Genomic DNA, 20,834 nt, shown 5'->3' on the forward strand with positions numbered 1-20,834 from the left:
TTATTTCTTGAATAAAGAATATAAAAAGAAACTAGTTTCTCACACATAGCTATGTTTGTTTAAACTAAGTGAAACGCCTTTTATCGGTTTCAAAAACTATGTTTCTATGTGTTTAAAATTTATTTATAATGTTTTAATACGCTAACAATTCCTTCAAAACTTCTTCGAAACGATTTTTCGGTAAAAATTGATCTTCAAGCGCTTTTGTAAACGGAATTGGCGAATCTAAACTGGCGACTCTTTTTACGGGACCGTCTAAATATTCAAAACATTCTTCCATAATTAAAGCCGAAAGATCACTTGCAATTCCGCCAAACATAGTATCTTCTTGATAGATAATTGCTTTTCCAGTCTTTTTAACCGAAGCAAAAATAGTTTCGGTATCAAGCGGCTGTAAAGTTCTTAAGTCAATTAAATCTGCCTGAATTTCAGGATTATTGGCTAAAGTTTCTAAAGCCCAGTGAACGGGAGCTCCAAAAGCAATAATAGTTACGGCAGTTCCTTCTTTTAATAAAGCTGCTTTTCCAAACGGAATAGTGTAATAATCTGTTGGAACGTCCTGATAAATACTTCTGTATAATTGTTTGTGTTCAAAAAACAAAACCGGATTTGGGTCGTTAATGGCGGTATTTAATAAACCTTTTGCATCATAAGGAAATGCCGGATAAACAACTTTTAAACCTGGAGTTTTAGTAAACCAGGCTTCATTTGTCTGTGAGTGAAACGGGCCGGCTTGTGTTCCTCCGCCACAAGGCATTCTAACCACAACATCAGCTTTTTCGCCCCAGCGATAATGTGATTTTGCTAATAAATTGACAATTGGGTTAAAACCTGTCGAAACAAAATCAGCAAACTGCATTTCGACAATGGCTTTATAATTATTGATGGATAATCCCATTGCAGCCGAAACTACGGCACTTTCGCAAATTGGAGTATTACGTACGCGATCTTTTCCAAAAGCATCAACAAATCCATCTGTAATTTTAAAAGCACCACCATATTCAGCAATGTCCTGACCCATTATGACTAAGTTTTTATTACGCCACATAGATTGTTCTAAACCATTTCGGATGGCATCTATAAAACGAATATTTTTTACTTCTTCGCCATGAGTATATTCTTCATATTCAAAGTCTTTATAAACATCATCTAATTCTCCGCTGTAAGTTGGTTCTATTTCAGGTTCGGCATTTGCCATTGCCCAGTTTTCATCAATTTCCAGCTTGATTTCAGCACGCAATTGTTCGTCCAGTTTTTCGGTAAGAACTCCAATTTCTGTTAGATATTTTCTATAATTGGTAACCGGATCTTTAGCTTCCCATTCATCCATTAATTCCTGCGGAACATATTTTGTACCACTCGCCTCTTCGTGCCCGCGCATCCTGAATGTTTTAAATTCTAATAAAACCGGATGCGGATTCTCGATCATTTCCTGTTTTAACTTCGATAGTTTGTTGTAGACTTCAACAATATTATTTCCGTCAATAATCCAGCTTTCAATACCATAACCAATTCCTTTATCGGCAAGGTTTTCGCATAAATATTGTTCGTTTGTTGGTGTAGAAAGTCCGTAGCCGTTGTTTTCAATAACAAACATAACCGGAAGTTTCCAAACTGCTGCAATATTCAATGCTTCGTGAAAATCTCCTTCGCTGGTTGCACCTTCTCCGGTAAAAACCGCTGTGATTTTTTTATTGTCCTGAAGTTTATTGGCCAGCGCAATTCCGTCAGCAATTCCTAATTGCGGACCCAAATGCGAAATCATACCTATAATATTGTATTCCTGCGTTCCAAAGTGAAAACTTCTGTCACGGCCTTTTGTAAAACCGTTTGCCTTTCCCTGCCATTGCGAAAAAAGTCGGTGCAATGGAATATTTCTGGTTGTAAACACACCAAGGTTTCGGTGCATTGGTAATACGTATTCAGATTCGTCTAAAACAGACGTTACCCCTACTGCAATAGCTTCCTGGCCTATTCCTGAAAACCATTTTGAAACTTTTCCTTGTCGAATTAAAATAAGCATTTTCTCTTCGATCAAGCGAGGTTTCAGGATTTTTTTATATAAATCTAGTAATTTTTCGTCAGTAAGGTTTTCTCTGTAAAAGATCATTTTTGTAGTAAGTTTAGTTTTTCAAATATAAAAAAATATAACAATTTTATATCTAATTGTTAAATAATTTAAAAACGCATATCATTAATTCTATAAAAATAGAAAATAATTTGCAGTTTTCGGTTTAAAAAAAGCGAACACAAATATAATCGGTTTTTTTCGTCAGACCAGTATTTTTTATAATATTTTAGCTACAAAAAATAAATGCATTAATTTTTCAGTTTTTAAAATTTTAATTCAGAATTTGTATTAAAAATTGGATATAAAACTAAATTTTATGGTAATTTATAAAATTCAAATATAAAATATTCTCTACCTTTGTTATTGAAAGGCTTAATGCGCCTTTTTTTCTTAAATAAAAATGTAAAGTATGCAAAACATTCCTAGTGTAGACTTACGTGATTTCCTTTCGGACGACCCGAAACGTAAACAAAAATTTGTAAATGAAATCGGCAGTGCATTTGAAAACATTGGCTTCGTTGCCTTAAAAGGTCATTTCTTAGATGACAAATTGGTAGACGAACTTTATGGTGAAATTAGAAAATTTTTCGCCTTGCCAGTAGAAACTAAGCATAATTATGAAATTCCTGGAATTGGCGGTCAAAGAGGTTATGTTTCTTTTGGAAAAGAACATGCTAAAGGACGTAAAGAGGGAGATTTGAAGGAATTCTGGCATTTTGGCCAGTATGTTGACAAAGATTCTAAATGGGCTTCAGAATACCCTGAAAATGTAGAAGTTAAAGAATTGCCTCGTTTTAATGAAGTTGGTAAAGAGGCTTACCAAATGCTTGAAAAAACAGGAATTTATGTTTTAAGAGCTTTGGCTTTACACCTTGGACTTGATGAGTTTTATTTTGATGATTATGCAAAAGAAGGAAACTCTATTTTAAGACCAATTCATTATCCTCCAATTACTTCTGAACCAGAAAATGCCATCCGTGCAGCGGCTCACGGTGATATTAATTTAATCACTTTGTTAATGGGAGCTCAGGGTAAAGGACTTCAGGTTCAAAACCACGATGGTGAATGGATTGATGCTATTGCGGCAGACGATGAATTAGTGATTAATGTGGGTGATATGTTGTCAAGACATACTAATAATAAACTTAAATCTACAATTCACCAGGTTGTAAATCCGCCTAGGGAATTATGGGGAACTTCTCGTTATTCAGTTCCGTTTTTTATGCATCCAGTAAGCGATATGCGTCTGGATTGCTTAGATAACTGTATTGATGCAGAACATCCTAAGAAATATGAAGATATTTCAGCGGGCGAGTTTTTACACGAACGTTTGGTAGAATTAGGTTTAATTAAGAAATAAAACTTTAGTAAATTCCAATATTAAAATTCCAAATTCCAAACTCATATTGGAATTTGGAATTTAATTTTTAAAAGCCTTAATATTTGGAATTTATTTTTTAGAATAAAAAATTTATGGACTTAAAAGATCAGTTAAAAAACTTATTTCCAGATCACGAAGAATCAAACGAACCTGAGGAAATTCAGGAACAAGATCATGTTTTGTATGTACAAAAAGAACCAATGATTTGTAAATTTGAAAAACGCAAAGGAAAACCAACAACTATAATTGAAGGTTATGAAGGAAGCGATGAAGATTTTAAAGTATTAGCCAAAGAAATCAAAACAAAATTGAGCGTTGGCGGTACTTTTAAAGATGATTCGATCATCATTCAAGGCGATTACCGCGACAAAATTATGGCAATTTTAAAAGAAAAAGGATTTAAAACGAAGCGTGTCGGAGGATAAAAATTCCAAAATTTAAATCCCAAATTCCAATTTTTTATTTTAACGCAAAGTTCGCTAAGATTTTTTACTTTGAGTTTTTTATAAAAATGCAAAGTTCGCAAAGCTTTGTCTAAATTTGAGTAATTGGAATTTGGAATTTAAATTTTGTAATTTTATAGATGAACAGCTGTGCGCCTCTACAGAAAAACCTTTGAATCTTTGTCTCTTGCAACTTTGTGCCTTTAAAAAAAACTCAGAATCTTAGTATCTCAGAACCTTAGTAACTAAAAAAAAAATGATAAAAGCATCAGAATTAATACTTAACCCGGACGGAAGTGTTTACCACTTAAACCTTCGTCCTGAACATATTGCCAACGATATTATTTTTGTTGGAGACCAGAATAGAGTCGAAAAAATTACTCAGTTTTTTGATTCGATTGAATATTCGACACAAAAAAGAGAATTCAAAACCCAAACCGGAATTTACAAAGGAAAAAGAATCTCTGTAATGTCAACCGGAATTGGGCCTGATAATATTGATATTGTTTTAAACGAATTAGATGCTTTGGTAAACATCGATTTAAAAACACGTCAGCCAAAAGAAAAATTGACTTCTTTGAATATTGTCAGAATTGGAACTTCGGGTTCTTTGCAGGCAGATATTCCTGTAGACAGTTTTGTAATGTCAAAATTCGGATTGGGTTTGGATAACATGCTTCGCTCCTATTTAATTGACGAAGTTTCGAATACGGCTCTTGAAGATGCTTTTATTCTTCACACCAACTGGGATATTAGAAAAGGAAGACCTTACGTAATTCCGTGTTCAGAGAAACTGGAAAAAATTATCGAATCTGATAAAATTTTTAAAGGAATAACTGCTACAGCCGGAGGATTTTATGGTCCGCAAGGCCGTGTTTTGAGATTGAATATTCAGGATGAAGAATTAAACAATAAAATGGATAATTTTGATTTTAATGACAATCGCATTACTAATCTTGAAATGGAAACGGCAGCAATTTATGGGCTTTCTTCTCTTTTAGGACATAATGCCTTATCTTTAAATGCAATTATTGCCAATCGTGCTTCGGGAACTTTTAGTGAAGATCCTTATAAAGCTGTTGATGAATTGATTACTTATACATTGAATAAACTTTCAAGCACTAAATAATGCAGGCAGCTATTCTTAAATTTGAAAAATTACTGAACGAAAATGTGAATCATTTTTCAACATTAAGTAACGAAGTTTTAGAAGCTAAAGCAGCTGGAAAATGGTCTAAAAAAGAAATTTTAGGGCATTTGACAGATTCAGCAATTCATAATTTGGTACGTTTTACTGAAATTAATTATCTAGAAAAACCTTATCAGCACCGACCATATAATCAAATAGATTTAGTGAATTTAAATCAGTATCAAATAATGGATCCTGATGAGCTTTTGCAGTTGTGGCTGGTATTAAACAAGCAAATTGTGAGACTCATGAAATCTGTTGACGAGAAGACTTTAGATTATAAAATTGTTTTGAATGATGAATCTGTGATTGATTTAAGGTTTCTTATGACGGATTATGTAGAACATTTAGAACATCATATCAATCAGATAAAATCTTAGATTATGTTTTTAAGAGTAGCCAGACATACGAATGATTTAAAAAGAATTGAAGATTTTTACGTCGATATTCTCGGTTTTGAACAATTAGGAGGTTTTGAAAAACACAATAATTATGACGGAATTTTTATTGGAAAATCAGGTTTAGACTGGCATTTTGAATTTACACAATCCAATGTAAAAGCCAATCATTTTTTTGATGAAGACGATGTAATTGTGCTTTATCCCAAAACAATTTCAGATTACAACGAATTAATAAATAAGCTTATACACCATAATATTGCAACGATAACTGCAGCTAATCCGTTTTGGAACGAGAACGGAAAAATGATCCAGGATCCAGATGGTTATCGTATTGTAATATCATCCTTAAAAGCCATAATAAACGAAATAGAATAATGCAGGAAACACATAAAAAAATATTATTTAAGTATTACAGTGATTATTTAGAAGAAACAGTTTCAGAAACGATGTGGGCCGAAATTGTAGATTTAGAAAAAGGACTTTTTAAATTAGATAATATCCCATTTTTCGGACCGTTGATTGCTACTGATGATTTATTTTATGCCGAATTTGATGAAGAGGAAGATCGCCTGGTTTATAAAGAAACAATTGAAAATTCAGGAAATTCAATTGTTCAGGTGATTATTTTGGAAAAAGGATTTGACAAGGAAATCATCAGAGAAAAACTAAAGGCAATAAATTGTTTATCAGAAGGATTAAATGATAATTTTCTTTCTGTAGAAGTGGTTCGCGATGTTGATTATTCGATTGTGAGAAGTATTTTAAACGAATACGAATCTCAGGAAATTATTCAATATGCAGAACCTTGCCTTTCAGACAAACACAGGGCTGATTTAATAAAAAACTAAACTTACAAACTTAAAAATACGCATACCAAACTTAACTTAAACTTAAACTATAATGAAAACTGTAAAAATTGTAGGTGTTCCTGAACACTTCAATCTGCCATGGCATTTATGCATTGAAAATGGTGAATTTGAAGCAGAAAATATCGATTTACAATGGAAAAACGTTCCTGAAGGTACCGGAAAAATGTGTCAGATGCTGCGCGACGGTGAAGCTGATATGGCCGTTATTTTGACAGAAGGAATTGTAAAAGATATTACGGCAGGAAACCCAAGTAAAATTGTTCAGATTTATGTGCAGTCACCTTTAATTTGGGGCATTCACGTTGCAGCAAAATCAGATTTCGAAACTGTAAAAGATTTAGAAAACAAAAAAGTTGCGATTTCAAGAATTGGTTCAGGTTCCCAATTAATGGCTTATGTAAATGCAAATGAACAAGGCTGGAACAGCGATAATTTGCAATTTGAAATTATTAATACTATCGACGGCGCTGTAGAAGCCCTGACAAACGAAACTGCAGATTATTTTATGTGGGAACGTTTTATGACAAAACCGCTGGTTGATCAGGGAATTTTCAGACGTGTGGGCGACTGTCCTACTCCATGGCCTTCATTTGTAATCACGGTTCGCGACGAATTCTTGAAAAAGAATCCAAAAGTGGTAGAAAAAGTATTGGAAATTATCAATAAAACGACGCATGATTTTGCGCAGATTCCTGATATTGACAAGACTTTAGCCGAATTATTCAATCAGAAAGTCGAAGATATTCAGGAATGGCTGAAACTAACACAATGGTCACAAAAACATTTAAGTGAAAAAGCATTTATCAAAATTCAAAATCAATTATTTGATCTGGGAATTATTGATAAAAAAAGTACTTTTGTTGAAACGGTGAAAGCGCTGTAAAACTGCTTTTGATTCTTATGATAAATTTTCCCAAAATTGACCTACCGCAGCTAAAATCCAAATTACAGGTGAAATCACCTTGGGATAGGATTATTATTTCTGTGTTGAGTCTTTTTATTACGATTCCCATATTTATCATTTTGCATCAAAACCTTATCGATCTGGAATGGGCTTTCAATCTGGATCGTGTTTTTATATTTATTTTTGTTTTTGCTGTTGTTTTCTTTTTACTAATGTATCTGCGAACCATAATCATTTTATGCGTCGCGGTTTATTTATTGGTTTTATTTTACGGATCAGTAATTGGGAATTATGGCTTCAGTGAGATTTCTGAAGATTATAATTCGATGATTTATACCATGTCAGACAATCCATACCCGCAGGATATAATTGTAGCAAAACTGCTTCCGTTTCCCAATAAATCAAAAATTATAAGTGCTATTGAATATCAAAATCCGAAAGTTCGAAATTTTGCTATTATGGCTACTTCAAAGCATTTTAAAGGAATAAAAGGTTATTCTGATTACAGAACGATAATTCAGTGTTTTGCTGTTTTTAAAGAAATAAACGGACGCTGGAATTATGTCAACGATCCAAAAGAAGGCGATTATATTGCTACTGCCAGCGAATCATTAGAATATTTTTCGGGAGATTGCGATGATCATTCTATTTTAATGGCGGCGGCAATTCGCTCTATTGGCGGAACTCCAAGACTTATACACACCAAAGGCCATATTTATCCCGAAATATTAATAGGCTCAATGATTGATCTGGAAAAGGTCAATTATTTAATTAAAAATGTACTTTTTCCAAGAGAAAGTTATGGTAAAAACCTGCATTACCATATTGATGAACGTGGTCAGGTCTGGATGAATCTCGATTATACAGCAACTTATCCCGGAGGCCCGTTTATGTATGAAGAAATTCTGGGAGCTTTGACCCTGAATTGATTTTTTGAAACTCTTGAAAAGCTAGGTTTTTCTATAAGATATTAGAAATCAGACGACTCAATATCACTTTCTGTAGCTATATCGTTATAGATAATATTTTTTTTCGTACCTTTTCATTTCTAATCTTTAATCACAAAATCATGAAAAAATCTAAATTATTTATCTTCGCGCTTGCATTGGCTGCAGTATTAATGATTTCATGTTCTAAGAGAAATACACTGGTAAGCTCTTGGAAAATTACAGCGGTAGAACCGAAAATGCCCATTTCGGATTCTTTAAAAGCTGTAATTTTAACGGATGGAACTTTAACATTTACAAAAGATGGGCATGTTACCGGATTCTTGACAAGAGAAATTACAAATGGTACTTATGCATTGACAAAAGGTGGAAAAAATTTAGTAATTAAAGATGAAGTTGGCACCCCATACCCTTGTGAAAGTACTATTACCAGTGACGAGTTAATTCTGGACAGTAAAGAAATGAAACTTACGCTCAAAAAAATATAAGCTTTGCTATCCTGATATAACCACAAAAGCATAAAAAACTCCTTAAATATTTTAAGTAAATATTTAAGGAGTTTTTTATTGTTATGAATTCTTTAAAATTTTAAAAACGTATTCTTTATAACTCGCTCCAATAGGAATTTCAATAGTTCCAATTTCAACATCATAAGGCGTAAATGCCGTGATATTTTTTAAATTAATGATAAAAGAGCGATGAATTCTCAGGAAGTTTTTATCCTGTAATTCTAATTCAATATCGCTGATTTTATATTTGGCATTTAATTTTACGCCATCTTTTTGATGTACAATAATGTAATCTTTGACACTTTCGATATATAAAATCGTGTCGACGTTTACTTTATTGAATTTTGGCCCGTTTTTGATGTAAATATAATCTTCCTGCGAAGGCGTAATAATCTTGCTGTTTACAGGTCCGCTAATTCTTAAATAACGATCTGCGGCTTTAAAAAAACGATCGAAAGTAACCGGTTTTAAAAGATAATCTACAATATCGAGCTCGTAGCTTTCTAAAGCATATTCGCGGTAAGCGGTAGTAAAAATAACAGCCGGCGGATTCTTTAATGTTTTTAAAAAATCTATTCCCGTAATCTGAGGCATTTTTATATCTAAAAACATCAAATCTACAGCAGTTGTACGCAAAACATCGGCGGCTTTTAAAGCGTTTGGACAAGTGCCTACCACTTCAAAATAATCTAATTTACTGATATGATTCTGCAATAAGCTGATTGCTAAAGGCTCGTCGTCGACTAATAAACACTTTATTTTCATTTTAAGCTAAATTATATTCGGTTGCTAAATTAATCTGTAAATAAGCCGTAAAATCCTTTTCGGTTTTAGTAACATCAAAAGTATAATCTTCCGGATAAATTTTATCAAGCTGCTGAATAATATTATTTAATCCAATTTTTCCGTTTCCAGATTCGCTGTCAATTTTATTGATGGAGTTTACAATTTTAAACTCAAAACGATCACCTTGCAGTTTTAAATCAATTTGAATGTTTGGAGAACTTCCTGTATCCTCTCCTGCTCCATGTTTAAAAGCATTTTCGACCAACGAAAGCAAAATCAAAGGCGCAATAGATTTATTATGATCTATGGAATGATTGAATACTACGCTTAAATGCTCATCATATCTTAGTTTTTCGAGCGTAATATAATTTTCAAGCAAGGAAATTTCCTGAGAAATGGGAACATAAGTCGCACTGCATCGGTATAAAATACAATCTAAAATCTCAGATAAAACAGCAATTGATTTTGAGGTTATTGGAGAATTTGTGATGGAAAGCGAATAAATATTATTAAGCGTATTAAACAAAAAATGAGGGTTTAATTGTGCTTTCAGGATTTTTAATTCGGTTTCTGCTTTTTGTTTTTCAAGCAGTAAAGACCTTTTTTGAACGACATATTGATCTTTTATCAATTTTATAAAAATAAAAAATATGGATAACGAAAGAATATGCAAAAAATAAGCTCCAAATAAGGTAGGTAAATCAGTCAGGATTTCGGCAATAGGTTCCTGATTAAAAGGTCGTTTGCGCGTAAGAGTTTCCAAGCCGTACACCATTGCAATTCTGGCAATAACTGAGATAGCATAACTTCCCAGAACCAATTCTGCCCAAACCCAATTATGCTTTTGTGTAATCATTAAGCGGGGTAAAATTCTATAAGACATAAAATAAGCCCCAATGATAGAAAACAACTCATAATATAATGTGTATGCTATATCAACCCATAATTCTTCTGGTTCAGAAGAAGTGTTTTTGCTAAAAAACATAATAAAAATAAATGTCCAAAAAATAATATGGGTACTTATTCTGTGCTCTTTAGAGAACTTTATAATTTTTTCGAATGGTGTCATGTTTTTTTTAAGTTGCGGAGTTGCTAAGGGTCTAAGATTCTAAGATTTTTTCTAAAGGTTTATTATTCTTTTCTAAGTTGCTGATTTAAAAAAAAAACTTAGTGTCTCAGAATCTTAGCAACTAAAAATCTAAGTAAATCAAAGTTAACATTTATTTAGAAAGACAAAATAGTTGTCGATGAACATACTAAAAAAAGATACGAACATATAAAAATTGGCTATAAACACGATTTATGGTTTCTATTGGATTGTTTATACGCAATAATTGCCCTTATATCATGCGTGAAAATTTTGAGTGAAATTAAAAAGGAGTTTTGCTTAAAATTCTAAACCAATCAAAAAATGAAACAGTTAACATTATTAATCGTATTACTATTCGGCTTCACATCTGGAGCACAAACATCACAATTTACTATCAAAGGAAAAATAGTAGATTCTAAAACCAAACAAGCCTTACCTTATGTAACGCTTTTATTATCATCTGCAGAAAATAAAAAAGAAACCGTTACAGATGCTGATGGAAATTACATTTTAAAAAGCAATCCTGGAAATTATCAGTTAAAAGCTGTTTATATGTCGTACAAAACTTTTACAGCTGAAAACATTCAATTGAATAAAGATATTGTCATGAAAGACATTCTTTTAGAAGAAAGCATCAATCAATTAAACGAAGTAAATGTTATTGCCGAAAAATCAGCGGTAGAAATGAAAATCGATAAAAAAGTCTTTAATGTCGGCAAAGATATTTTGTCCAGCGGCGGGTCTGCAAATGATATTTTAAACAATGTCCCTTCGGTAAACGTTGATATTGCAGGAGTTGTAAGCCTTAGAGGAAACAGCAGCGTTACGGTATTAATAAACGGAAAACCTTCTATGCTGACCACAAATAATGGTTTATCGCAAATAGCAGCGGCTAATATTGAAAAAGTTGAAGTTATTACGAATCCTTCTTCGGCTTATGAAGCGCAGGGCGGTGCGGGAATCATTAATATTATTATGAAAAAGAACACGATGAAAGGTTTTAACGGTTCGCTTCAAGCCGGAATTGGAAATCCTGCAAGACATAACGTAAATGCCAATGTGAGTTATAAAACAGAAAAAGTGAATCTTTTTGGAAATTTAGGGTATCGTTATTTAGATATTTATGGTTATAACAAACAGTTTCAAACGAATACAGATAACGGTACAACGACTATTTTAAATCAATATGATGATATGAAACGAAGCATTAGCGTGTATAATATGTACGTAGGCGGAGATTATTATATCAACTCAAAAAACACATTAACCGGAAGTTATTACCGTAGTAAAGACAACAATAACAACAAAATGCATTACAACTACAATTATGCAAATGCAAATAATGTTACGGATAGTATTATTTCGAGATCTGAAAAGTATAAAGAACCTCAAATTTACAATGCATTAGAATTAAATTATGTAAAAACGTTTGACAGAAAGGATAAAAAATGGACAACAAGTTTACAATATGATTTTTGGAATGATGATGAAAACCAATATATTACACAGCAAAAAACATTTCCTTTTAATGCTTCGGTTTCTAATTTGTATTCAAGAGATATTGAAAGCAGTAATGATATTTTTATAAAATCAGATTTTGTAGACCCAATTTCTGAAAATTCTAAAATTGAAATGGGAATTAGAAGTGATCTGCGTGCGTTAAGAAGTGATTATCACACTATTTTAGATAATGTATTACAGGAACAATTTACCAATAAATTAAAATACGATGAGAATTTATACAGTGCTTATTTTCAGTTCTCAAGCAAATATAAAAAGTTCAATTACCAGTTAGGACTGCGTTCTGAACTGTCTGATATAAAAATTGCGGATACTAAAAACACGTTTAACAATGCTAAAAACTATATTAACCTCTTCCCTACGCTGCATTTTGTATATAATTTAACCGAAAAAACAGATTTACAATTGAGCTACAGTAAACGTATCAATAGACCAAGATTCTGGCAGTTAAATCCGTTTTCGGGAGTCTCAGATTTAAGAAATTTAACGGTAGGAAATCCTGATTTGAACCCTATGTTTACCAATTCTTTTGAGTTTACATTATTAACAAAACCGGGAAAATTCAGCATTAATCCGTCTGTGTATTACAAGCATACAACTAATTATTTTGAATACATAGTAAAACGTACTGATGAAAATTATTTTGTAAGCACGCCTGTAAATCTTGATACTGAGGATCGTTACGGTGCAGAAGTTTCGACAACGTATAACCCGACAAAATGGCTTAGACTTGCTTTAGATTTTAATTATTACAAATTTAAACAGCAGGGAACTTTTGAAAACGTAAATTATAATGCCGAAGATCAAACCTGGCTTTCCAACTTTAGATCTGTAGTGAAGTTTCCTAAAATTATTTCGGGAGAATTCAGTTTTAGATACCGAGGAAAAAATCAAGGAGTTCAATCGCTTACAGAGGCTCAGTATAGTGCAAATTTAGGTTTAAGCAAAGATTTTCTTGGAGATAAAATGTCGGTAACTTTAAACGTAAATAACTTATTCAATTCGCAGATTACGACTGAAAAAATTACAACTCAATATTACTATTTGGAATCTGAAGCCAGATCGCAAGGAAGATATATTAATCTTAATGTTATTTATCGCTTTAACAGAAGTAAAAATGATGCTGACAGGCTGCCTGACGGAATGTAAAAGGTTTAAAATTCCAATTTTTTAAATTCCAAATTCCAAATGTTGGTTTAATTAAAAAGCCGTTTTAATTTCTAAAACGGCTTTTTGTTTTTTATTCTCTTAGGATTTTTTCCATTTTTCTTCCTTTCGCCAATTCATCTACTAATTTATCCATATAGCGAATCTTTTGCATTAGTGGATCTTCGATATCTTCTATTCGGTAACCGCAGATTACGCCAGTAATTTTTGATACATTGGGATTTAAGTTTGGTGCTTCTGCAAAAAAGGTTTGCAAATCTGCTTTCTTTTCGATTTGATCTCTGAATTGTTTATCGTTATAACCCGTCAGCCAAAGTATAACAGTATCTACTTCTTCAGCCGTGCGCCCCTTTTTCTCTACTTTTTCTTTGTATAATCGATAAATACTCGCAAATGAATATTGAAATACTTTAGCATTATTATTCATGTTTTCTTCTTTTTTTTATAGAATTTAAAATTATAAAAAACGTCTGTAAATACTCAGAATTTCAAAAAATATAAAATTTTTCGTAAAAAATATTGTGCAGTCAAATGACTTCATTATATTTGCAGTCAAATAACTGCATAATGGAAATACGTAGAGATGTTTTTCAGGCAATTGCCGATCCAACACGAAGAGCAATTTTAAATTTGGTAGCCATACAAGCGATGACGCCGGGAACTATAGCGGAAAATTTTGATTCGTCAAGACAGACCATTTCGAAACATATTAAAATATTAACGGAATGTGAACTCCTTGACCAACAGCAAAACGGACGCGAGATTTATTACTATATAAATCCGAAGAAAATAAAAGAAGTTGCTGATTTTATTGAGCCATTCCGCCAAATGTGGGACGATCGTTTTAATAAATTAGAAAGTATAATAAAAAACTATAAACTGAAAAAAGATTAATTTATGGAACGTAAAACAAAAATTAATGCCGAAAATGGCCAGCAGGAAATCGTAATTACAAGAGAATTTGATCTTCCGGTTGATTTACTTTTTAAAGCTTATGCAGAACCAGAAATTGTAGAACAATGGATGGGAACAAAAGTGGTAAAATTAGAAAATAAACAACACGGCGGCTGGCAGTTTGAAACCAAAGACCCCAACGGAAATGTTGTTTTTAGTGCCAATGGCGCCATTCATGATTTTGTTCCAAATGAAAGAATTACCAGAACTTTTGAAATGGATAATGCCAATTTTGCGCCTCAATTGGAGTTTTTGGAGTTTGAAGAACTTACAAGTGAAACAAGCAGACTTACCATGCAGATTATCTACAAATCTGTAGAACACAGAGATCAACAATTGAAATTGCCTTTTGCACAAGGTCTGAATTTCGCACACAATCGCTTACAGGAAATAGTAAACAAACTTAAATAAATCGTCATGAGTAAAAGAAACAAAATTATTTATTGGATTGCCACGCTATGGCTTGCATTAGGAATGACTTCAACCGGAATTGTGCAATTAATAAAAATGAAAGAAGAAGCCGACATGATGGCACATTTAGGTTATCCGCTATATTTTTTAACCATTCTTGGCGTTTGGAAAATTTTAGGCGTGATCGCTATTTTAATTCCGAAGTTTCCTTTATTAAAAGAATGGGCTTATGCAGGATTCTTTTTCGCCATGAGCGGCGCTATTATCTCTCATTTTGCCGTAGGAGATTCTGGTATAGCGTATTTCGGGCCAACATTATTATTGGTTTTAACTGTTACTTCATGGTATTTTAGACCTGTTTCGAGAAAAACGGTTATTTAGTCTCAGTTTACAGTCGCAGTTTTCAGTCATAGTTTATAGATTGTCAGGCTGAGCGAAGTCGAAGCCCTCGTTTCGTAAAAAGCCCTTCGACTTCGCTCAGGGTGACAGCAGTTTTCAAAACTGAAAACTGCGACTGTGACTGTAAACTAATAAACTTGATTAAAAAAACCAGTTAAAAACTGTAAATTACTTTCTACATGCATAGCGTCGGTCATTTTTAAAGTATCTTCTGTTATTTCTTCCATACGACTGCGCATTTTATTTTCAAATAAAGAAACAGCCTCTTCTATAGTTTCATAATTACCAAAACAAAATATTTCATAAAAATCTAAAGCATCGGCCATAGCCTGATTTGCTCCTTCTCCTGCATAAGGCGGAATACGATGTGCGGCATCACCAATTATGGTAAGATTAGGCAGCGGTTTCCAATATTGGTCAATCGGGAAATGATACATAGGTCTTGGAATAATAGAAATTTCATTGGTTTCAAAAATTTCCTGCCAATCAGTATTCCAGGTTCTGAATTCGTTTTTAAACCATTCAGCAACCGAGCTTTTATCCTTAAAATTAATTCCTGAATTGGTAACCCAATTATCTTCTGTTTTTATTCCAATTAAAATAGTTAAGGTACCATCAGCTTTTGAGCTGCAAAAGAATGTTTTGCCTTCTTCCAGAGCAAAAAGTTTTCCGTCGTTTACAAGCTTCCAAAGATTTGGTGCGTTTTTTTCTGCCTTATAAATATTAATTTCAACCGCTGTAACGCCCGAAAATATAGGCTCGATGTCTGTAAGATATTTTCTCACACGCGAATTTGCGCCGTCTGAAGCAATTACAAAATCGGCATAAGTTGTCGTTCCATTTTCAAAAGAAATTTCCCAGCCAGTTCCTGAAGGTTTCATTTGGGTGAATTTAGAATTCCAAACCACATTTTCTTCTTTAAGCGAGGCAATCAGTAAATCACGCAAAGGTCCGCGGTCAATTTCTGGGCGAAAATGTTCATTCCCGAAATCTTCTTGAGGTTTTTCTTCCTGATCATCAAATACAACATTCATATCTTTATCGGCAATTCGCATTTTATCAGCTCCGGGACGATAGTATTTTTTAAACTCTTCCATTAATCCGGCTTCCTGCATGGCTTTTAAACCTGTATCTTCATGCAAATCAAGCGTTGAACCTTGCTGACGGACATTTCGGTTTTCGTCTCTTTCATACACTTTTACGTTTAACCCTTTTTCCTGTAATAATCGGGCAAGAGTTAATCCGCCTGGGCCGCCGCCAATAATGGCAATCTTTTTATTATCTAGTAACATAATTGTATCGTTTTTACTTTGTTTAAATTTTCATTACAAAATTATCTGTATCTTTATAGGTAAAATATCTTATTTTGATATCAAAATAGTCGTAAATGAAAATTGAAGTTATAGATAAAAACGGTTCAGGAATCCTGCAGAAGTTTGCCGATGCAATTGGAGCTCGTGTACGCGGACGTTTTATTGATATTCCACAGCATCTGGGAGAAGGCTATATGACTGGTTTTACATTGGGAAATGACTTGCGAATGATGATCAGGAATTATTATTTAAAAGAAGAAATTGTCCTTGAACGTAAAAATGAAATTCCTGAAGGGCAAGAAAATGTGATTTTTTTTCTCAGCGGTATTTTTGATTTATCTAACCAAAAACAAGGCGCCATAATCGCAGAACAGCCCAATGTTTTCATCGCCATGCAATCTGTTTCATCTGTAATGGCGATGCCTCAAAATACTTTTTTTAGAAGTATAACTATTTCAGCATCAAGAGAATATTTGCAGGAACGATTTGGAGAATTAAAACATCCTATAGTTTCGAGCATTCTTTCTTCTAAAGATACTTTTGCTTACGAAATAGGAATTTCTTCCGCCATGATTACAACTGCGAGCGAAATGCTGCATCAATCCATTCCCGAAAGTTTAGAGAATCATTATAATAAGCTAAAATGCGAAGAACTGCTCTGTCATATTTTTGCTTTGTTATTGCAGCGTGAAGAAACACCGGCAAGCGGAATACATATAAAAGATATTAAAGCAATTTATGCCATAAAATACCATTTGCAATCTAATTTAGATAAAGCACCAGAGATTAATTCGCTTGCAAAAGAAGCCGGAATGAGCGAACCCAAACTTCGAAAATTGTTTAAACAGACTTTTGGTAAAGGCGTTTTTGAATATTATCAATATATGAGAATACAGGAAGCTGCAAGGCTTTTAAAGGAAAAACATTTATCAGTATCTGAAGTTGGTTATCAATTGGGATTTACCAATCTCAGTCATTTTTCAAAGGTTTTTGAACAGCAAATTGGGCTGAAACCCAAGAAATATTCGCTAACATAATCAATACTTTATGTGTTAAAAATGATGTAAGGCATTTTAGAAATAGTTTTATATTAGCAAAAAAGAAATCAGTAACCAAATCACGGTTTTAATAAAGATATTTGATTATAATCTCAAATGATAAACAGCACTTTCAACTTTGTCAAAATCTTTATTTATTTCTTGCTTTTTTTATTTTCAATTCAATTTTCTGCTCAGGAAATAAAACCTGTTTCCAATCAGTTTTTAATGAATATAGAACTAAGGCCAAGAGTTGAATATACTTCTAACTATTTTCTTCCGCCAAACGATTCTATAGATTCTTATTTTTATACAACACAAAGAAACCGAATATCGATGTCGTATACGGCAGAAAAATGGTTAATAAAGTCTGATATACAAGAAATTCATGTTTGGGAAGAACAAAATTTAAAATCAAAAATTGGAAGTATAAATTTCTATCAATTATATTTTGAAACTAAATTCAAATCATTCAATATTCGGCTCGGAAGACAAAGTATTTTATTAGACAACGGAAGGCTTTTTTCTGACGCACCCTGGGCACAGCAAGGCAGAGCGCATGAAGGAATACGATTGATGAAAACGGCAAAACATTTCTCTAATGATTTTTTCTTTTTGTTTACCCGAAAATACGGAAATGAATTTGACCCGGCCTACTCTCCCGTGGCTTCTAATAAATACAAATATTTAGCCGTCAATAATTTCAATTATAATTTTGACAATGGATTTTCTTTTAATTCTTTGAATGTATTTGATTTATTTGATTTATTTGAAAATCCTGCATCTGGAAATAGGTACGGGCGCGTCACATCTGGAGGAAGAATTGAATATAAAAGCAATAACTGGTATTATACATTAAATTCTTATTTGCAATTTGGACGAACATCTCAAGGCAAGAAATTGTTTGCCTATTATTTTCAGCCGGAAATTCGCTTTTCTTTCAATACAGCAATATTACGTTTAGGTGCAGAAATAATCAGCGGAAACCGTTCACAATTACCCGCAGATGAATCTGAAAGTTTTGATGTGCTTTATGGCGTGACATGGAAATTTAACGGAAATATGAATGTATTTACCCGTTTTCCTGCAGATGTTGGTGGCAAAGGTTTAGTAAATCCGTATTTATTTGCTTCATTTCCTTTAAATGATAAGCTTTCTGTTCGTTCTGATTTTCATCTTTTTTACAATCAATTTCCCTTAAAAAATGATGAAGGGCAAAATGTAAAAAAGTTCCTTGGATTTGAAAATGATCTTTCATTAAAATATACTCCAATAAAACAATTAGAAATTAATTATGCGTTTTCGTGGTACAGTTCAACAAATGCGATGCAGTATCTTCCTAAAATTCAGGATGAAAATAAACTCGCATTTTGGAGTTATTTAATGGTTTCCTATTCTTTTAATGCCGTAAATACGAAGCATTAAGAATAAATAGTACTTTTGAATTACTTATTAAAAGTAAAATGACTTTATTAATTCAATCAGCTTTACCAGATAATTCTATTTCGCATTTTGTTCACAGCTTTTGGATGTTTGAGAACAATACTGGGAAAGAAATTCCGTCAACTATTTTGCCCAACGCAATGGTTGATTTTGCGGTTATGAATTCAAATGCTGATAATTGGAAAAAAACGATTCGGGGTTTAGATACAATTCCGAGTCAGATTATAATTCCTATTGGAACAAAAATGTTTTCTATTGGTTTTAAATTGCTTGCGGTTGAATATTTATTTGGAGATTCTATCAAAGATGTTTTAAATGATGACAAAATTATTTCAGACGAAATCTGGCAATTTGAAACAGAAGATTTAAAAACTCTTGAGAACTTTTGCAGTAAAGCAACCCAAATAATAAACAGCATTACAACATCAGATATTGATAACCGAAAAAGAAAATTATTTGAGCTTATTTATGCTTCAAAAGGATCAATAACGGTAAAGGAACTATCTGAAAACGTGTTTTGGAGCAGTCGCCAGATTAATCGTTACTTTAATCAGCAATTTGGGATTTCGTTAAAAGCTTATTGCAATATTCTGCGCTTTGGTTCTTCGTTTAAACCTATCAGCGAAGGCATACTTTTTCCCGATCAAAACTTCACAGATCAAAATCATTTTATTAAAGAAATCAAGAAATACTCCGGCGTTACGCCAAAAGAATTAAGCAAAAACAAAGACAATCGTTTTATGGATCTTGTCGCGATTAAAAAAATGAATAGCAAAAACGACTGATTTTTACTATTTCATCTGCTGTAGTCTTCTCAATTTTGTAACCTAATTAAACAATAAAATTATGTTACTTACAAATAAAAAAATAGCCATTATTGGCGCAGGCCCGGTTGGTTTAACAATGGCAAGATTACTACAGCAAAACGGTATTGATGTTACGGTATATGAAAGAGATAAAGACCCAAAAGCAAGAATTTGGGGCGGAACACTCGATTTACATAAAGGTTCCGGTCAGGACGCGATGCAGAAAGCGGGATTGCTTGAAACGTATTATAGAGTGGCAATTCCGATGGGTAGAATTATGACTGATTATAAAGGAAATGTATTGTTTAGTAAAGAAACTACTGAAGAAGAACAATACGACGCTCCTGAAATAAACCGAAACGATTTAAGAACATTACTAATCGACAGCTTAAAAGAAAATACAGTTTTTTGGAATAGTAAACTAACTGATATTGAAGAACAAAACGGAAAATGGCTTTTGCATTTTGAAAACGGAAAAACGGCAATCGCTGATTTTGTTATTGGTGCAAATGGCGGAATGACTTCTATTAGAAAATATATCACAGATGCCGAAGTTGAGTTTACCGGAACTTATATGATTCAAGGCGAAGTTTCTGCTTCACAAGCAAAATCTTTAGGTTTTTATGACTTGTGTGGCGATAAAATTTTGATGACTTCTAACAATGGTAATTTATTGGTCGCCAATCCTAAAAACAATAATGCTTTAAGTTATAATGTAATTTTTAAAATGCCTGAAACCTTAGAAATCGATTTTCAAAATATAGAAAACGTCAAAGTATTTCTTTTGAATAAACTTTCTGATTGGGGAGAATCGTATAAAGAATTATTTCGTGCCACTTCTCTCTTTACCGGATTACCTACTAAAAAGATTTCTTTAGAAAAAGTATGGAAAAATAACCGCCCCTTGCCTATTACGCTTATTGGCGATGCAGCGCATTTAATGCCTCCTTTTGCCGGACAAGGTGCTAATATTGGACTTCTGGATGCGTTGATTTTATCTGAAAATCTATTAAACGGAGAATTTCAAACTATTGAAAGTGCTATAAATGATTATGAAGAAAGAATGTTTGTTTATGCCAAAGAAGCGCAGCAACAAACCAGAGAAAATGAAATAGAAATGCTTAAAACGGATTTTACTTTTCTAAAATTTGTTGATTGAAAATTTACCTTTTGTGATGAAAATAATTTTATCT

At 32.8% G+C, this 20,834-nt stretch carries 22 protein-coding genes; 17 read left to right on the plus strand and 5 right to left on the minus strand.

The features are described 5' to 3' along the window. Positions 1-133: 133 nt before the first annotated feature. On the minus strand, positions 134-2,110 hold the full coding sequence (locus ACODSB_RS16845) for an alpha-ketoacid dehydrogenase subunit alpha/beta (protein ID WP_488937894.1): 1,977 nt from the start codon (positions 2,108-2,110) through the stop codon (positions 134-136). Positions 2,111-2,480: 370 nt separating this feature from the next. Here ACODSB_RS16845 and ACODSB_RS16850 point away from each other — a divergent pair, with 370 nt between their 5' ends. From ACODSB_RS16850 to ACODSB_RS16890, 9 genes are all read left to right on the plus strand, one after another. Next, a complete protein-coding gene (locus ACODSB_RS16850) occupies positions 2,481-3,431 on the plus strand; it encodes an isopenicillin N synthase family dioxygenase (protein WP_180861777.1) in 951 nt (316 codons plus the stop codon). A 113-nt stretch (positions 3,432-3,544) separates the two neighbouring features. After that, positions 3,545-3,877: a translation initiation factor gene (locus tag ACODSB_RS16855; RefSeq protein ID WP_180861779.1), complete on the plus strand. Its 333-nt coding sequence runs from the start codon at positions 3,545-3,547 to the stop codon at positions 3,875-3,877. 274 nt (positions 3,878-4,151) lie between these two features. After that, the gene (locus tag ACODSB_RS16860; protein ID WP_488937895.1) at positions 4,152-5,024 is read left to right on the plus strand and encodes a nucleoside phosphorylase; all 873 of its coding nucleotides are present in this window, start codon (positions 4,152-4,154) and stop codon (positions 5,022-5,024) included. Continuing rightward, positions 5,024-5,464 carry a DinB family protein gene (locus ACODSB_RS16865; protein WP_488937896.1) on the plus strand — a complete coding sequence of 147 codons (441 nt, stop codon included), beginning with the start codon at positions 5,024-5,026 and terminating at the stop codon, positions 5,462-5,464. Before ACODSB_RS16860 ends, ACODSB_RS16865 begins: the two co-directional genes overlap by 1 nt. Before the next feature lie 3 nt (positions 5,465-5,467). After that, positions 5,468-5,860, plus strand: coding sequence for a VOC family protein (locus tag ACODSB_RS16870; RefSeq protein ID WP_488937897.1), 393 nt, complete (start codon positions 5,468-5,470; stop codon positions 5,858-5,860). Continuing rightward, entirely contained in the window at positions 5,860-6,333 is a 474-nt protein-coding gene (locus ACODSB_RS16875) for a DUF4265 domain-containing protein (RefSeq protein ID WP_053473199.1), read from the plus strand. The genes ACODSB_RS16870 and ACODSB_RS16875 overlap by 1 nt, the downstream gene beginning before the upstream one ends. A 52-nt stretch (positions 6,334-6,385) precedes the next feature. Continuing rightward, the gene (locus ACODSB_RS16880) at positions 6,386-7,237 is read left to right on the plus strand and encodes a substrate-binding domain-containing protein (protein ID WP_488937898.1); all 852 of its coding nucleotides are present in this window, start codon (positions 6,386-6,388) and stop codon (positions 7,235-7,237) included. A gap of 17 nt (positions 7,238-7,254) precedes the next feature. Continuing rightward, positions 7,255-8,187, plus strand: coding sequence for a transglutaminase-like domain-containing protein (locus ACODSB_RS16885; RefSeq protein ID WP_053473201.1), 933 nt, complete (start codon positions 7,255-7,257; stop codon positions 8,185-8,187). 140 nt (positions 8,188-8,327) lie between these two features. Further along, the gene (locus ACODSB_RS16890; RefSeq protein WP_488937899.1) at positions 8,328-8,693 is read left to right on the plus strand and encodes a hypothetical protein; all 366 of its coding nucleotides are present in this window, start codon (positions 8,328-8,330) and stop codon (positions 8,691-8,693) included. An 81-nt stretch (positions 8,694-8,774) separates the two neighbouring features. Here the strand turns inward: ACODSB_RS16890 and ACODSB_RS16895 are convergent, their stop codons facing one another. Both ACODSB_RS16895 and ACODSB_RS16900 read right to left on the minus strand, forming a co-directional pair. Beyond that, complete coding sequence (locus ACODSB_RS16895) at positions 8,775-9,479, minus strand: LytR/AlgR family response regulator transcription factor (protein WP_488937900.1); 705 nt, start codon at positions 9,477-9,479, stop codon at positions 8,775-8,777. A 1-nt stretch (position 9,480) separates the two neighbouring features. Further along, complete coding sequence (locus tag ACODSB_RS16900) at positions 9,481-10,569, minus strand: sensor histidine kinase (RefSeq protein ID WP_488937901.1); 1,089 nt, start codon at positions 10,567-10,569, stop codon at positions 9,481-9,483. 342 nt (positions 10,570-10,911) lie between these two features. Between ACODSB_RS16900 and ACODSB_RS16905 the strand changes: the two genes are divergently transcribed. Next, positions 10,912-13,260 carry a TonB-dependent receptor gene (locus ACODSB_RS16905; RefSeq protein ID WP_488937902.1) on the plus strand — a complete coding sequence of 783 codons (2,349 nt, stop codon included), beginning with the start codon at positions 10,912-10,914 and terminating at the stop codon, positions 13,258-13,260. Positions 13,261-13,351: 91 nt separating this feature from the next. Here ACODSB_RS16905 and ACODSB_RS16910 read toward each other — a convergent pair whose 3' ends face one another. Further along, positions 13,352-13,705, minus strand: a complete 354-nt coding sequence (locus ACODSB_RS16910; protein WP_488937903.1) for a DUF2200 domain-containing protein — start codon at positions 13,703-13,705, stop codon at positions 13,352-13,354. 140 nt (positions 13,706-13,845) lie between these two features. Here ACODSB_RS16910 and ACODSB_RS16915 point away from each other — a divergent pair, with 140 nt between their 5' ends. From ACODSB_RS16915 to ACODSB_RS16925, 3 genes are read left to right on the plus strand one after another with little or no spacing between them, the layout of a single operon-like run. Further along, the gene (locus ACODSB_RS16915) at positions 13,846-14,172 is read left to right on the plus strand and encodes an ArsR/SmtB family transcription factor (protein WP_488937904.1); all 327 of its coding nucleotides are present in this window, start codon (positions 13,846-13,848) and stop codon (positions 14,170-14,172) included. Positions 14,173-14,175: 3 nt separating this feature from the next. Beyond that, a complete protein-coding gene (locus tag ACODSB_RS16920) occupies positions 14,176-14,643 on the plus strand; it encodes an SRPBCC domain-containing protein (protein WP_488937905.1) in 468 nt (155 codons plus the stop codon). Positions 14,644-14,649: 6 nt separating this feature from the next. Next, positions 14,650-15,024, plus strand: coding sequence for a DoxX family protein (locus ACODSB_RS16925; protein WP_488937906.1), 375 nt, complete (start codon positions 14,650-14,652; stop codon positions 15,022-15,024). A gap of 146 nt (positions 15,025-15,170) precedes the next feature. Here ACODSB_RS16925 and ACODSB_RS16930 read toward each other — a convergent pair whose 3' ends face one another. Next, positions 15,171-16,334 (minus strand): FAD-dependent oxidoreductase, encoded by a 1,164-nt coding sequence (locus ACODSB_RS16930; protein ID WP_488937907.1) that lies wholly within the window; start codon positions 16,332-16,334, stop codon positions 15,171-15,173. Between the two features lie 95 nt (positions 16,335-16,429). Between ACODSB_RS16930 and ACODSB_RS16935 the strand changes: the two genes are divergently transcribed. The 4 genes from ACODSB_RS16935 (at position 16,430) to ACODSB_RS16950 (ending at position 20,800) form a co-directional block, all read left to right on the plus strand. Continuing rightward, entirely contained in the window at positions 16,430-17,392 is a 963-nt protein-coding gene (locus ACODSB_RS16935) for an AraC family transcriptional regulator (RefSeq protein ID WP_488937908.1), read from the plus strand. 228 nt (positions 17,393-17,620) lie between these two features. Further along, the gene (locus ACODSB_RS16940) at positions 17,621-18,817 is read left to right on the plus strand and encodes a hypothetical protein (RefSeq protein WP_488937909.1); all 1,197 of its coding nucleotides are present in this window, start codon (positions 17,621-17,623) and stop codon (positions 18,815-18,817) included. A gap of 38 nt (positions 18,818-18,855) precedes the next feature. Continuing rightward, positions 18,856-19,620 carry a DUF6597 domain-containing transcriptional factor gene (locus ACODSB_RS16945; protein ID WP_488937910.1) on the plus strand — a complete coding sequence of 255 codons (765 nt, stop codon included), beginning with the start codon at positions 18,856-18,858 and terminating at the stop codon, positions 19,618-19,620. A 61-nt stretch (positions 19,621-19,681) separates the two neighbouring features. Then, the gene (locus ACODSB_RS16950; RefSeq protein WP_488937911.1) at positions 19,682-20,800 is read left to right on the plus strand and encodes an FAD-dependent oxidoreductase; all 1,119 of its coding nucleotides are present in this window, start codon (positions 19,682-19,684) and stop codon (positions 20,798-20,800) included. Positions 20,801-20,834: the final 34 nt, after the last annotated feature.

The sequence above is a fragment of the Flavobacterium sp. FG68 genome, from assembly GCF_057808895.1.

Coding starts and splice junctions, on each gene's coding strand:
- ACODSB_RS16845 (WP_488937894.1), bottom strand. CDS start 2,110: ATGATCTTTTACAGAGAAAACCTTACTGACGAAAAATTACTAGATTTA.
- ACODSB_RS16850 (WP_180861777.1), top strand. CDS start 2,481: ATGCAAAACATTCCTAGTGTAGACTTACGTGATTTCCTTTCGGACGAC.
- ACODSB_RS16855 (WP_180861779.1), top strand. CDS start 3,545: ATGGACTTAAAAGATCAGTTAAAAAACTTATTTCCAGATCACGAAGAA.
- ACODSB_RS16860 (WP_488937895.1), top strand. CDS start 4,152: ATGATAAAAGCATCAGAATTAATACTTAACCCGGACGGAAGTGTTTAC.
- ACODSB_RS16865 (WP_488937896.1), top strand. CDS start 5,024: ATGCAGGCAGCTATTCTTAAATTTGAAAAATTACTGAACGAAAATGTG.
- ACODSB_RS16870 (WP_488937897.1), top strand. CDS start 5,468: ATGTTTTTAAGAGTAGCCAGACATACGAATGATTTAAAAAGAATTGAA.
- ACODSB_RS16875 (WP_053473199.1), top strand. CDS start 5,860: ATGCAGGAAACACATAAAAAAATATTATTTAAGTATTACAGTGATTAT.
- ACODSB_RS16880 (WP_488937898.1), top strand. CDS start 6,386: ATGAAAACTGTAAAAATTGTAGGTGTTCCTGAACACTTCAATCTGCCA.
- ACODSB_RS16885 (WP_053473201.1), top strand. CDS start 7,255: ATGATAAATTTTCCCAAAATTGACCTACCGCAGCTAAAATCCAAATTA.
- ACODSB_RS16890 (WP_488937899.1), top strand. CDS start 8,328: ATGAAAAAATCTAAATTATTTATCTTCGCGCTTGCATTGGCTGCAGTA.
- ACODSB_RS16895 (WP_488937900.1), bottom strand. CDS start 9,479: ATGAAAATAAAGTGTTTATTAGTCGACGACGAGCCTTTAGCAATCAGC.
- ACODSB_RS16900 (WP_488937901.1), bottom strand. CDS start 10,569: ATGACACCATTCGAAAAAATTATAAAGTTCTCTAAAGAGCACAGAATA.
- ACODSB_RS16905 (WP_488937902.1), top strand. CDS start 10,912: ATGAAACAGTTAACATTATTAATCGTATTACTATTCGGCTTCACATCT.
- ACODSB_RS16910 (WP_488937903.1), bottom strand. CDS start 13,705: ATGAATAATAATGCTAAAGTATTTCAATATTCATTTGCGAGTATTTAT.
- ACODSB_RS16915 (WP_488937904.1), top strand. CDS start 13,846: ATGGAAATACGTAGAGATGTTTTTCAGGCAATTGCCGATCCAACACGA.
- ACODSB_RS16920 (WP_488937905.1), top strand. CDS start 14,176: ATGGAACGTAAAACAAAAATTAATGCCGAAAATGGCCAGCAGGAAATC.
- ACODSB_RS16925 (WP_488937906.1), top strand. CDS start 14,650: ATGAGTAAAAGAAACAAAATTATTTATTGGATTGCCACGCTATGGCTT.
- ACODSB_RS16930 (WP_488937907.1), bottom strand. CDS start 16,334: ATGTTACTAGATAATAAAAAGATTGCCATTATTGGCGGCGGCCCAGGC.
- ACODSB_RS16935 (WP_488937908.1), top strand. CDS start 16,430: ATGAAAATTGAAGTTATAGATAAAAACGGTTCAGGAATCCTGCAGAAG.
- ACODSB_RS16940 (WP_488937909.1), top strand. CDS start 17,621: ATGAATATAGAACTAAGGCCAAGAGTTGAATATACTTCTAACTATTTT.
- ACODSB_RS16945 (WP_488937910.1), top strand. CDS start 18,856: ATGACTTTATTAATTCAATCAGCTTTACCAGATAATTCTATTTCGCAT.
- ACODSB_RS16950 (WP_488937911.1), top strand. CDS start 19,682: ATGTTACTTACAAATAAAAAAATAGCCATTATTGGCGCAGGCCCGGTT.